Origin of the sequence: Paenochrobactrum pullorum (assembly GCF_041929845.1) — a bacterium.
Taxonomy (GTDB): Bacteria; Pseudomonadota; Alphaproteobacteria; order Rhizobiales; family Rhizobiaceae; genus Paenochrobactrum; species Paenochrobactrum pullorum.
In genome coordinates this window covers 25,188-38,645 of the sequence record NZ_JBHEEH010000014.1, presented here as the reverse complement: position 1 = coordinate 38,645, position 13,458 = coordinate 25,188, and the positions used below count along the sequence as shown (strand labels likewise).

The window sequence follows — 13,458 nt, the reverse complement described above, 5'->3', positions numbered from 1 at the left end:
TCAAGGCTAGCGTAACAAGAAGCACGCTAAAGACTATTTCAAAATATAGCCTTCAGGCTCAAGGCGGGGCGGTATCGGTCTTTCACCTAATGCAAATAATAATTCGCGCTCAATTGTGCGGCGCATTGTATCTAATGGCAACGCATTCGGGTCATTGCCGAATGGGTCTTCCAATTGATGACCGAGAGCCTCAAGGCCGAAGAATGTATAAGCTACCAGCAAGACCGGCAACAATGTCCACCATGCCAGTGATCCGGCCAATGCAAAGGGTAATGTCACACAAAAGGTTAGTGCTGTGCGATGCAACAGCAATGAATAGGCGAAGGGAACAGGCGTTTGCATGATACGGTCACAACCGGCATGAACTGTTGAGAGCTTTGTCAGCTGTGTTTCAAGCACTGAATAATGGATTGCACTGATTTCCCCGGCCTCTGTGAGGTCGGTAAAATATGTCCCTATCTGATCCAATACGTCATTGGTCAGATTGGGGCTTTCAGGATCCAATTTAATATCAAGCCAAGGTTTGATGGCAACATCAACCGGTGTTTTACGGGTATGCGCGGCAAGACCTGCTGCAAATGCGCAGAGTCTTCGATAAATAAACTCTTTATCTTGCCGCTCCAATTTTGATGTTTGGCGTGCCAGCGAACGACAGGCAATGATTAATTCGCCCCAAAGTTTACGTCCTTCCCACCAACGATCATAACAGGCATTGTTACGAAAGCTCATGAACACCGAAAGCGCAATACCAATGAGGGTGAAAGGAATGGCGCTGATCTGTTCAAAAATGCCCGGAAATTCTTTTGACGCCAAAACCGCGATAATACTCAAAATAGCAATAGCAATCAGATGATAGATAATGCGTGGTATGATAGAGCCGTTGATGGAAAAGAGTATATCTTTAAACGTTGGCTTTGAGCGGATGATCATCTAAAAATTCCAAGGCATGCCAGTTATGAAGTGCCGGAACCATATGCCCTGATCCTTGCAAGCTCAATATTGATTTATTTTAAATTTGCCTGATAAAGGATAAAAAAAACGCTTGATCGCCGGGGCGTATACATTATGAGGCCCGAAATTGCACTCCCAGAAACTGGCTTGCCTCTTCGGCAAGTTTAATCATGCCGGGCAAGGGATAATTGTCTTCAATCTGGCGCAAGTCTCGAATATGGCTGATTGCCGTTTCAATGTTTGGGAATTGATCACGGTGGCGCCAGAAAAGATAAACCGCAAGCACCACCAAAGAACGTGAGCGACCGCCACGGCAATGCACCAGCACATTGCCATATTTATGCGCCGGATAATGCGCCTTGCCCGGACTTTCCTGATTTAAAATACCGTCAAGTGCAAAAACTGCAGCGAGTAAATGTGTGAGCGAATTGCCGTGACCATCAATCAAGCCCACTTGTGTGCGGCGGATATGGGTGCCATTGGCCAGTTGCAACGGTGCCAAATATACATTCACCGCCACATTCATGGTCGAGGTGATGTTTTCCTGTAAAAGCAGTGCCGCATCATTGGCGGTCACCTGATTGCCGATATAAAGCGTTGCATTCTGCGCGCCTGTGTTTTCAAAAACCGGCACGATCATGGAAAAACTATCTTCTTCCTTTTCGTTCATTCCTGTGGGGGGCAATAAGGTAACAGGCATTTTCAACTCATTTCATATGGGGGTATCAAGGCAAGGTTAGCTCTTGTTCACAGCATAGACGGTCGCCTAAAATTGTGAACAGTTTTTGTGCGTTTTTTGGTGGCACAAAAGCCGGTAAAACAAAGCGTGCACGAGTCTGATCGGCAAGGGCTAAAACATCACGTTGGCGCGGATGGACATTCCACGCAAACCATTGCGCGGTGCCGTTAGTCAACATGGTTTTGGCCGGTGTATTATCGGGCACATGGCCGGTAAAAATGAAATTTCCACCATCTCCAAATTCTGCCAGCAATTCAGCCGAATGGCCGCTTTCTGCATTGGCCTCGGTGGTGATGATAACATCATCGGCGCTGAAAGCTGTGCTATAATCCTGTTGCTGTAAAAGTGCTTTAAGAACCGGTTTTTGCGTTACATCATAAAGCGTTTCATTTTCCAGCAATTGCTCGATTTCAGCGTAAATGCTTTTGCCAAGACGCGGAATATGGCCGCGCGCTAAAAAGGCCAGCGCAATTTCAGGTCCGCGTCCATGGGAGGGCACACAAAGCACGGCACCATCTTGCGATGCCTCATAAATTTTATTGAATTGATCTTCCAAAGCTTGATCGCGATCACCATAAGAGGCATCGGTCAGTAATGTGTCGGCAACGGGCGGCATATCAAAGGGGAGAAGATTGGATTCAACGCTCCAGTCACCGGTGTAAGTGATGCCGCCATAATCTGGAAAATGTATCCAGATGCCACCCGGTGAATGGCCGCAGCGTCCGGTTTGTGCCGTCAGTCCATCAATCAGGCATTCGCCTTGATCCGGCAGGTAGTGCCGGTTAGCCTCCGCAACCGGCGCATCTTTTAAGAAACTCCATGTGGTGCGGGTGGCATAAACCGGCGGATTGCCGATTTGCGGGCGCAAATGAAGTGCATTGGCGTGATCCATATGGGCATGCGACAGTACGATACTATCAACATCACCAACATGGCTCAAATCTGGATAGATGCCCTGTTCAGGGCCTTCTCCGAGGTCGAGCATAATGCGTTTGCCGTGCATTTCCAGCACAAAACAGGCTGGCATTTTGCCGCCAAGGCCACTGACATTGATTAATTTTGCCATGGAAGCGCACCTTTTGGCAGTTTATGCGAGAAGAGAGAAATGAAAGCCATCAGCAGGAAGATGATCATGACGATCAGGCAGCCAACAGCTGCTGCCAAAGCAGACGAGCCACCTTCTTCCAAAAATACGATCATCGGGCCGATGGTGCGGGTTGAAGAAGAAACCAGCAGAATTGAGACCTGAATCTCATTGAGCGCACTCATGAAAACCAGAATGCCGCCAGCGACAAGGGCTGGTGCTACCAATGGCGCGATTATGGTGCGCATACGGGTAAGAAACCCAGCGCCAGCAACGCGTGCGGCCTCATCCATGGAGCGATCGACTTGCGCAAATCCACTTAATGCTGGGCGCAAGCAAAGCGCCAAAAAGTTGGAAATATAGGCGACGAAAATAATCCAGACCGAACCGTAGATACTGATATTGAGGATCGGGATAGGTTTGAGGAAAAACAAGATCATCGCCACTCCCAGAATAATGCCAGGCAGTGCATAGGTCAGTTCGCTGGCTACCTGCAAAATTCGTGACAGCAAACCTTTTTGCCAACTGAGGAAGTATGCCAAAAACAGCGACAGCACCATGATGACGGCTGAAGAGGCGAGTGTCAGGTTGAAGCTGGTGATGAAAGCATTGCGAATGGCTTCTTGCGCGAAAAGCGCCTGACGATAATTTTCAAAAGTGAGATTGTTGAAGTTCAATTCCTGCCCCACACCGCGCACCAAGGATGAAGCGATGAGTGCGGAAATCGGCAAGACCAACGTGATAAGGTGAAAGCCCCATGCGATGATTTCAACCGGATATTTCCATTTGCCCAAATCCCAGACCATGTTTTGACCGAGACCGGAAACACGCACATCACTGCGATTGGCAAGCCAGCTGTTTAAGATCAGGCAAAGACTGGCAATAATGGTGAGGAAAAGCGCAATCACTGCCATTTCCGACAGGGCTGTCGGGCCATAACTGTTTAATCTTTGATAGATGATGGTAATCAGGGTTGGAAATCTGGCCGGAATGCCGAGCATCGCCTGAATGCCAAAATTGCCGATGGCCGAAACAAAGGCCAGAGCTGCACCTGCCAGCAAACCGGTGCGTGATAATGGCAATACAACGCTGAGCATAGTCACCCAAGGTTTAGCGCCAGATGCGCGTGCAGCTTCCATCAGATCAGCTGGAATACGGCGCAATGTGGCGCGTAATGTCAAATATACCAGTGGCGCATTATATAGACCCAGCAGAATAATAATGCCGGTGGACGAATAAAGCGGATGTTTGGTGCCACCGCTCAATGTAAACGGCAGATAAGACAAAAGCGGGCTGGTGGGCGAAAGTGCCTGCACCCAAGCCAATGCCGTCACCTGAGGCGGGATCATTAAAGGTAGTACAAAGGCAAAAATCCACGCCTGTTTCCATCGCATCTTGGTGAAAATCGTCAAAAAACCAGCGGCTGAGCCGATGAGGAGCGCCAAAAGAGTGGAGAAAACCGAAATATAAAGCGTGTTGAGTGTGGCGGTGAAAATTTGTTTCTTCGCCAAAACACTATAGACCCAGCTCAAGCTGAATTGACCTTCCGGCATTAGAGCCGTCATTGCAAGACGGGCAACCGGTGCGATGGAAAGGCTCGCAATCAGCAGGGTTAACAGAGCGAGAATAACCCACTCGGTTTTAAAAGAGAGCGTCGCAAAGCGACGCTCCAAGTTTGAAGATATGTATTTCACGTAACTGCTTATCCGCCGAAGATTTCAGTGAAAGTTTCACGGGTCTGTTTGTCGGAAGCGACTGCTTCATCGCTATCCATTGGCAGGAGTTTGATGTCTTCCAGACGTGGGAAGCCTTCCGGTGACGGCAAGGATTTATCGATCGACATGTTACCCTGCTTGATCACCAGTTCTTGACCCTGTTTGGACAGCACGAAGTCAACAAACTTCTTGGCAGCATCGGCGTTTTTGGTGTTTTTCATGATCGCAACCGGTTCGGTGATGAAGCTCACACCTTCTGTCGGGAAAATGATGTCGAGCGGCGAGCCGCTTGCCTTGGCACGGATAACATCAGCATCGGCGATGATGCCGTATTTTGCCATGCCGTTGGCAACAGCCTTCAATGCCGGGCCATTGCCGCCTTCAGGGTGAATGTCGAGCTTGGCAAGACCTTTGTAGAAATCCCAGCCGATCGTGTCGACATTTTTAACCGAATGCAGATGGTTGAGTGCAGCACCCGAATAAAGCGGGCTTGGGACTGCAATCTGACCGGTGTTCTTTTCATTAAGCAGCTGGTTCCAAGAGGTCACAGCTTCGGCATTTTTGGTGTTGTAGGCAATCGCAGTGGTGATCACCTTGGTGCCGAAAAAGGTCATGTCTTTGTCATAGGTTGCTTTGTCAAAATCACCGACAGGTGCTTCAGGATAAGCAAGCAGACGGTCGTCTTTTTTCAAAGCACCGAGATTGATGGTGTCAGCTACAAGCAGCAGATCCGGTTTGATCGCGCCTGCTTCAATTTCAGCCTGCAAAATGTTCATCAATTGGCTGGTGCCGTTGCGCATCCACTCCACTTTGATGTCAGGATATTGAGCCTGAAACGCATCAACGGTCGCTTGAGCAATTTCAGGAGATTGCGATGTGTAAAGCTGCAATGTGGTTGCATTGGCAGCCGTTGAGAGAAGAAGCGCGGCAGTAAGAGCAGTTATAAGACGCATGAGATAAGCCTTTTTGACTGTGGGGTTTATGCTTGGGAGACGGGTATAAGCCAGGCATCATCGATCAGGAGCGAGATGGTCTGGCCTGTTTCAAGATCGGTTAGCTGATCGACATGGAAAGCAAGCTTGACGCCGGGGAAGCGGATGGCTTCTGCTTCCATGCGGTAATGGCTGCCGCGAAACACTTTGCGGGTGATTTTTACGCGGATATGGCCTTGGTTTTCCGGTGCTGGTTTGAGGTTTTCCGGGTGCATGGCAATTACGCCGGATGAGCGTGGCTGTTCATTTTTGTGACAGCGCACTTCCACATCAAAACCTTCGATTTTGACGATTGCTTTGCCATTGTTGACGGCGCTGACATGACCGGTATTGAGCGTGAAACCATCGCCGATAAATTCGGCAACCATCGTGTTGCGCGGCTCATTATAAAGTTCATACGGCGTCGAAAACTGCATGATGGTGCCCTTATTCATCACCGCGACACGGTCGGCGAGTGCCATAGCTTCAGCCTGATCATGGGTGATGTAAAATAACGAGGCGCCTGTGGAGCGATGGAATTTGGAGAATTCATCTTCCATTGCAGAGCGCAAATTCACGTCCAGATTGGCGAGCGGCTCATCCAGCAAAACAAGATTATTGCCTTGAGCCAAGCATCGCGCAAGCGCTACGCGCTGACGTTGACCGCCGGAAAGATCGGCCGGCTTGCGATGGGCAAAGGCAAGCATTTCAACTGTTTTGAGTGCTGTATTGACGCGCTGCGTGCGTTCAACCGCCGGGGTCTTACGCACTTTTAGGCTGTAGCCGACGTTTTCAGCAACATTCATATGAGGCCAGAGCGCGTAATTTTGAAAGACAATGCCGAGATTGCGATCTTCAGGGGGAACGAATTTTTTGTCCGAGGTGACAGCCTTGCCATCAATATGAATAGTGCCGCTGTCCGGCTGTTCAAAACCCGCAATCATGCGTAATAAAGTTGTTTTACCGCAGCCGGAAGGTCCAAGCACGGCAACAAACTCGCCGTCACCAATGGCCAGACAAATATTGGAAAGAACCGAAGCACCACCATAGGACTTGTTTAGGTTCTGGATTACGATTTCGGACATTCAGCTTGTCATTTCACTTGCATCAAAACATCAAGTCTGCACTCGTGTGCGACAGCGCTTTAATCGCGCATATTTATGACAGGCAGATAACGATGACTGTGAATGGAAAGAAATTTTAAATTTTGGTGGCAATAAAGATAAAAAAGAATGCTAAAAAGACAGATGTAACTTATGCATTGTGGGTAAGGAGATGAGCAATAAGATATTGATTTGGTTGCGTAATGATTTGCGTCTCAATGATAATCCGGCACTTGCTTCGGCAATAGCCTCTAAGGCCGATATCACCGCCATATTTATTCATGAAATGGATGGTGGCTCACGAAAACTAGGCGCTGCATCCCGTTGGTGGCTTGAAAACAGCTTACAAAAGCTGGAAATTGCACTGAACGCTGCTCAGATTCCTTTGATTGTTGAGGAGGGTAATGCAGCAGATATTTTAAATTTGCTGGTCATAAAGCAAGGTTTTGACAGAGTTTATTGGAACCGACGCTATTTACCCTATGAGCGCGATTATGATGCGCGTGTAAAATCAGATTTGCACAAGGTTGGTATTGAGGCCGCATCTTTTCAAGGCAATTTATTATTGGAGCCTTGGCAGGTTAGGTCTGCGGACGAAAGCCCTTATAAAGTTTTTGGCGCTTATGAGCGCGCGGTGCGAAAAATACTCGGCACAACAGGCTTTCCTGAAACGGAGAGCGGAATTAATGTTTCTCCTTCATCATTGACTAATCAAAGTAGAAGTAAAGATTTTTGGGGGCAGAAATTTGAATCTCTATGGGAGATTGGCGAAAGTGCCGCCCAGCAAAAACTGGATGATTTTTTAAACGACAGTCTTCAAGCTTATAAGCAGGATCGTGACCGTCCGGACAAGCAAGGCACGTCGCTTTTATCACCGCATTTGCGTTTTGGCGAAATCAGCCCGCGCCAGATTTGGCAAAAGGCAGCCTTTATCAGCGATATGAATGATGCCTTGGCGGAAGGCACGCAGAAGCTGATGTCGGAATTGTTGTGGCGTGATTTTCATTATTATCAGGCATTTTATTTGCCCGATATCGCACGCTTTGACATGCGCGATACATTGCAAAATTTGCATTGGAAAAATGATGATGCACAAATCCAACGATGGCAAAAGGGGCAAACGGGCATTCCGATGATCGATGCTGGTATGCGTGAATTATGGGCGAGCGGCTATATGCATAATCGTGTGCGTATGTTGGTGGCATCTTTCCTGACCAAAAATTTGATGGTGGATTGGCGCATCGGTGAAGAATGGTTTTGGGACACATTGATTGATGCCGACACTGCCAGCAATCCGGGCAATTGGCAGTGGGTGGCTGGATGCGGCTTTGATGCAGCGCCTTATTTCCGAGTGTTCAATCCGGTTTTACAAGGCCAGCGCTTTGATGTGCAAGGGGACTATGTGCGCCAATGGGTGCCGGAATTAGCAGCAATGCCTGATCGCTGGATTCATCAGCCATCAGATGCGCCGCAAGGGGTTTTATCTGACGCGGGGGTGGTTTTAGGGCAAACCTATCCGCAGGCCATGGTCAATCTGAAAGCAACACAAGCGGCCTTCAAACAAGCGATGAAGAAAGATTTGAGTCAACCGGATTTATTTTAATCCGGCTGATCCAATTTCATTAATTGCCGACAAATTCAAACTTGTCGACATCGACCAATCCCATATCGGTGATTTTCAGATGCGGGATAACCGGAAGAGCGATAAAGGCCAGTTGCAGGAAGGGTTCATCCAGTTGTGAGCCAATATCAAAAGCGGCCTGACGCAGTTTGCGCAAATCTTCACGCACCACTTCATGCGGCTCCAGGCTCATCAAGCCTGCCACAGGAAGCGGAATCTCTGCCAGCACGCGACCATCACGGATGACAACAAAGCCGCCTTCAATTTCGCCAAGGCGATTAATAGCGGCAGCAATATCTTCATCATTGGTGCCGACCACGCAAATATTATGGCTATCATGGCTGACGGTTGAAGCAATGGCACCAGTTTTGAGGCCAAAACCATTGATGAAACCTGTGGCGATATTGCCATTTTTGCCGTGGCGTTCCACCACTGCGATTTTCAAAACGTCACGCGCCAAATTCGGCTCGACGCCATGAGGCCCGACATTCAGGTCATATTCTATGCTCTTTGTGATAATTTTGCCCGGAATAATACCGATGGCACGGGTTTTGCCGCTATTGGATGAAGAGCGGAAATCGGCAGGCTTGACCACAGGGGCACGCACACTGTTGCGGCCAACCGGCTCGATCTTTTTGCGTTTGGCGAAGCCTTCTTCGCTGACCACTTCACCGCCTGCCAGCACCATTTGGGCGTGGCAGCCCTCCAATGAATCCAGCACTACCAGATCGGCACGCAAACCCGGCGCGACGAGGCCGCGATCATACAAGCGGAAGGCGCGCGCGGCAGAAATACTGGCAGCACGATAAATCGCTAAGGGTTCAACACCGCCATTAATTGCAGTGCGGATGATGTGGTCGAGATGGCCATGATCGGCAATGTCGAGCGGGTTGCGGTCATCGGTACAAATAGCGATGAAAGGCGAATTGCGCTCGGTAATGAGCGGCATCAAGGCTTGCAGATCACGTGAAACCGAGCCTTCACGCACCAGCACATGCATGCCTTTTCGCAGTTTTTCGAGCGCTTCTTCGTAAGATGTAGCTTCATGCTCGGTGCGGATGCCGGCAGCAATATAGCCGTTTAAATCTTTGCCCAATAAGAGTGGCGCGTGACCGTCAATATGGCGCCCCTGAAAGGCGGTGAGCTTTGCCATACATTCCGGGTCTTTGTTCAAAACACCTGGAAAATTCATGAATTCTGCAAGGCCGATGACCTTTTCATGGTCGGCCAATGGCAGAAGATCATCGACAAGAAGTTCAGCGCCTGCCGTTTCCATATGGGTGGATGGCACGCAGCTTGAAAGCTGCACACGGATATCCATCAAGGTTTCGGCAACGCTGTCGAGAAAATATTGAATACCTTCGAGCCCCAGTACATTAGCGATTTCATGCGGATCGCAAATGGCGGTGGTCACACCGCGCGGCAGCACGCAACGATCAAATTCATGCGGCGTAATGAGGGAGGATTCAATATGCAAATGGGTGTCGATAAAGCCGGGCACCACAATGCGGCCGCTAATATCAATTTCGCGTTTGCCGCTATAGGTGCCGTAAGTGCCGACAATACGATCACCACAAATAGCAATGTCGCTTTCGACAATTTCACCGGTTACAAGATTGAAGAACTTGCCGCCCTTCAGTACCAAGTCGGCTTGTTCACGACCGGCACCCTGATCAATTATTTTTTCCAGCATCTTGTTACCTCATAGCCTTTATGCGCATGGCTTTAGGGGGTAACGCTAACACACAAATCTGGCAAGTAGGCAGATGTTTTAAAGTTCTTCAAAAATCTGTTCGAGTGTCATGCTGATCGCTAGTAATTTATGATCGTGACCGTTGCGGGCAAACGCCATAAAACCTGCGGGTTTTGGCGCTTTTATCATTGGCAATGTGATCGCGCAGAGATCAAATTGATTGGCAATTTGGTTGTTGCGCAACAACAATGCTTCCACACGATTATATTCATCACGGTTATGGATAAGATCAGCAATAGGGGCTGCAAAGATCGGACATGTTGGCGTGACCATCAGGTCATAATTGCTCAAACGCGCATCCATCAGGCGCGCGAGTTGCTGGCGTTCAAAGAGTTGCTGCTGGTAAGTCTCGTTAGAAATCAGGCTGCGCTTGCGTAATGTGCGCGCCAAATCTTGGCCGACAGGCGCATTATCATCTTGCAACCAGTCACGATGAACATGACTGGCCTCAATACCGGCAATCGAACCAATGCGGGTGATATGTGCCATATCATCGATGAGATCATCAATGTTGAATGATATTATGTGTGCGCCATGCTGTTTCAGTAAGTCTAAAACATTGTGGAAGCGCGCCAGAATATCTGGTTCAGTCAGTGCCAGCAGGTGCCCGTCGGGAACCGCGACGCGCAAGTTTTTTAATGAATGTGCTTGTGACAAAGGTGGCGCATCATCCGCCATGATCGCATCAGTTATAATGCAGTCCGTAACATTTTTTGCTAAAGGACCGATGGAATCCAATGTCGGTGCTAAAGGAAAAACACCCTCATGTGGTATCCAGCTAGCGGTGGGTTTAAAGCCGACAAGACCATTGAGCGCGGCCGGTATGCGGATGCTGCCGCCGGTGTCCGAGCCGATTGCAATTTCGCTGGTGCCTTCTGCAACCGATACGGCTGCGCCTGAGGACGAGCCACCGGGAATGGCACCTTTGATAATGGCATTTTCCGGCACACCATAATGCGGATTAAAACCGACAGCAGTGAAGGCGAATTCTGTCATATGGGTTTTGCCGATGATAATGGCACCGGCTTGACGCAAGCGTTCTACAATCACCGCATCTTTTCGGGCAGGGGCACTGGTTTTGCGAATGAGCGAACCTGCAAGGGTTGGTTCACCTTTGACATCAAACAGGTCTTTGACCGAGATAATACGGCCATCAAGCGGGCTTAAACTTTGGCCATTGCGATGACGCTCATCTGCCTCGTTAGCTGCTGCTAATGCAGTTTCAGCATAGATGCGGCTAAAGACACGCTCGCAATCGCGTCTTTGTTCCAGCCTGTGCAAAATTTCTTCTAGTTTATGCGTAATATTTTGCTCAACCATAGCTTACACAATTGTATGGTCATCGGTATGCGGCTTCAATGGCATATCATCATGCAATGATACTGTTTGTCGCTCGATCATGCGATGCACGAAAGGTGGTTTTTCACCGCGATGGAGAGCTTTCAAGCGTGTCCATATTTCGGCATCGGCTTGCGTCCGGCGTTGGTTGTGGCGAACATATTCAACCCATGTGGGCACATGGTAGCTTTCGGTCCATGTTTCCGGCTGTTCCAGATCTCGCAATAATGCCCATTGTTGCGCACCATCGCGGATGCGCACACGGCGACGATCTGCCATTAAACTCAAAAACTGGTTTACGTCATCCTGATCGATTTTATAATCAATCATTATCATGATCGGGCCGCTGCGCGAGCGAATATCGAGTTTCAGTTCCGGTTCGTTGAAACGATTGACCGGATCAAGGTTGAGCGCATCAAACTCAGGTAATTTGAACATCAGGCCGATAGCCGCGCCGCCGATGAGCACAATACCGGCAATGATAAGTGACAAATCGACACCTTGCGATTCAGCGATAGAACCCCAAACCCAGCTGCCAGTCGCCATGCCTCCGAAAGTTGCAGTTTGATATAATGCCAGTGCACGGCCAACGACCCAACGCGGCGTGGAAAGCTGCACAGTGACATTGAAAAGCGAGAGTGCCAGCACCCAAGCGACACCTGCAGGCAGCAATAACAACCAGCTGAGCCAAAATTGGGTGCTTAACCCTAAAAAGATACAACTTCCCGCGAACATCAAAAAAGCAAGGCGCACGATCCATTCATTGCTCATGACTTCGCGCAAACGTGCACTCAGCATTGCGCCGCCAATAGCACCCAGACCAAAAGCTCCGAGCATCATACCATAGGTGAGCGCATTACCTGCTACCAGATCACGCGCAACAATTGGCAAAAGTGCAAGAATGGCAATGCCGGAAAAGCCGAACAAAAAGCCGCGAAACATGACCTTCAAAAGGTTGGGCGACATCGATACATAGCGAAGACCGGCGGCAATAGCGCGACCAAAAGATTCGCGTGGTAACGTGTTTTGCGATTTTGGCGGCTGCCATTTAAACAGCGCAACCAGCAATGCGATATAGCTGAAGGCATTGAAAATGAATGCCATTGCAGCACCCGCAGCTGCAACAATCAAACCACCAATGGCAGGCCCCACGCTGCGCATCAGATTGAAACCCATGCTGTTGAGCGCAACTGCGGCAGGTAGATCTTCTCGCGGGACAATATCTCCCATGGAAGCTTGCCATGACGGGTTGTGCAGCGCACCGCCGCAGCCGATTAGAAAGGTAAAGCTTAACAATAGCCAAGGTGTGAGAAGGTTGAAATAAGCAAAGACTGCCAGAGCAAGCGATACCAGCAGCATCATGGATTGTGCGGTGAGCATAATGCGGCGGCGGTCGTAATTGTCGGCCAGCGCGCCGGCTGCAAGAGAAAACACCATGACCGGCAACGTAGTGGAGGCTTGCACCAAAGCAACCATATCCTGGGAAGTTGCAATGGTTGTCATCATCCAACCGGCACCGACTGCCTGAATAAGTCCGCCAAGATTGGAAACCAGCGTTGCAGACCAAAGGGCCCGAAAGGTTTTATGCTGGAACGGAGCAAGGGGCGAAGCTCTTTGCGGCACGGCTGGTGCCTCCTCTTTCATGCGCGGTTTTATAAGGAATAGGTGAGTTTGCGACAAGCGGCAAGCGGCAAGCGGTAATATGTTTGAAGACTGTTTTAAAAGGTCGGCAATATGGTTTATTTTTAGTTAAATTATAAGAGTTGTCTTTGTTGGCGATGCTTGCTACGTCCGATAGTGGAAGAGGTTCTGCTTGTGATGAGCAGATGAAAAGGGAACATGGTGCCGACCTTTTAAATCTTGCGATTTTAAGTCTTATTCCGTGACTGCCCCCGCAACTGTAACCGGTGAGTGATTTTTCGAGAAATGCAGATAGCCAAGCATTTCAAACCACTGATGGTTTTTAATCATTGGGAAGGTGAAAGAGAAGCGAAGACCCGGAAGTCAGGAGACCTGCCTTTTTCGGTCACCCATGCACGGATACGGGGTGTGTCCATGCGCGGTCGTCCGTGGCGGTGACATTGAACAAATGTTGCCGTGCGTCCGGATGATGTTTCATTTCCCGACAAGCGGTTTGGTTATTTAATGGTCATTAATGGCCTGTTGCAAACCTTGTTGGGGAG

At 49.2% G+C, this 13,458-nt stretch carries 10 protein-coding genes and 1 riboswitch; of the genes, 1 reads left to right on the top strand and 9 read right to left on the bottom strand.

All coding sequences use genetic code 11. The annotated features are described in order from the left end of the window. Positions 1-33: 33 nt before the first annotated feature. The 6 genes from JNC77_RS14715 to JNC77_RS14690 all read right to left on the bottom strand — a co-directional run bounded on the left by JNC77_RS14715 (position 34) and on the right by JNC77_RS14690 (position 6,545). Positions 34-930, bottom strand: a complete 897-nt coding sequence (locus JNC77_RS14715) for a bestrophin family protein (protein ID WP_374833830.1) — start codon at positions 928-930, stop codon at positions 34-36. A gap of 133 nt (positions 931-1,063) precedes the next feature. Beyond that, positions 1,064-1,651 (bottom strand): dual specificity protein phosphatase family protein, encoded by a 588-nt coding sequence (locus tag JNC77_RS14710; RefSeq protein ID WP_374833828.1) that lies wholly within the window; start codon positions 1,649-1,651, stop codon positions 1,064-1,066. Between the two features lie 25 nt (positions 1,652-1,676). Next, on the bottom strand, positions 1,677-2,756 hold the full coding sequence (locus JNC77_RS14705) for an MBL fold metallo-hydrolase (RefSeq protein ID WP_374833826.1): 1,080 nt from the start codon (positions 2,754-2,756) through the stop codon (positions 1,677-1,679). Beyond that, entirely contained in the window at positions 2,744-4,468 is a 1,725-nt protein-coding gene (locus JNC77_RS14700) for an ABC transporter permease (RefSeq protein WP_374833824.1), read from the bottom strand. Before JNC77_RS14700 ends, JNC77_RS14705 begins: the two co-directional genes overlap by 13 nt. Positions 4,469-4,476: 8 nt before the next feature. Then, a complete protein-coding gene (locus tag JNC77_RS14695) occupies positions 4,477-5,442 on the bottom strand; it encodes an ABC transporter substrate-binding protein (RefSeq protein ID WP_374833822.1) in 966 nt (321 codons plus the stop codon). 26 nt (positions 5,443-5,468) lie between these two features. Further along, positions 5,469-6,545: an ABC transporter ATP-binding protein gene (locus tag JNC77_RS14690; protein ID WP_374833820.1), complete on the bottom strand. Its 1,077-nt coding sequence runs from the start codon at positions 6,543-6,545 to the stop codon at positions 5,469-5,471. Positions 6,546-6,735: 190 nt separating this feature from the next. On the opposite strand from JNC77_RS14690, the gene JNC77_RS14685 reads away from it, so the two are divergent. Continuing rightward, the gene (locus tag JNC77_RS14685; RefSeq protein ID WP_374833818.1) at positions 6,736-8,166 is read left to right on the top strand and encodes a cryptochrome/photolyase family protein; all 1,431 of its coding nucleotides are present in this window, start codon (positions 6,736-6,738) and stop codon (positions 8,164-8,166) included. Positions 8,167-8,185: 19 nt separating this feature from the next. On the opposite strand, the gene ade is transcribed toward JNC77_RS14685, so the two are convergent. From ade to JNC77_RS14670, 3 genes are all read right to left on the bottom strand, one after another. After that, entirely contained in the window at positions 8,186-9,877 is a 1,692-nt protein-coding gene (gene ade, locus JNC77_RS14680; RefSeq protein ID WP_374833816.1) for an adenine deaminase, read from the bottom strand. Between the two features lie 78 nt (positions 9,878-9,955). Beyond that, positions 9,956-11,257: an amidase gene (locus JNC77_RS14675; protein WP_374833814.1), complete on the bottom strand. Its 1,302-nt coding sequence runs from the start codon at positions 11,255-11,257 to the stop codon at positions 9,956-9,958. A 3-nt stretch (positions 11,258-11,260) separates the two neighbouring features. Further along, positions 11,261-12,898 (bottom strand): MFS transporter, encoded by a 1,638-nt coding sequence (locus tag JNC77_RS14670; RefSeq protein ID WP_374833812.1) that lies wholly within the window; start codon positions 12,896-12,898, stop codon positions 11,261-11,263. 164 nt (positions 12,899-13,062) lie between these two features. Beyond that, positions 13,063-13,310, top strand: a riboswitch (cobalamin riboswitch). Positions 13,311-13,458 lie beyond the last annotated feature (148 nt).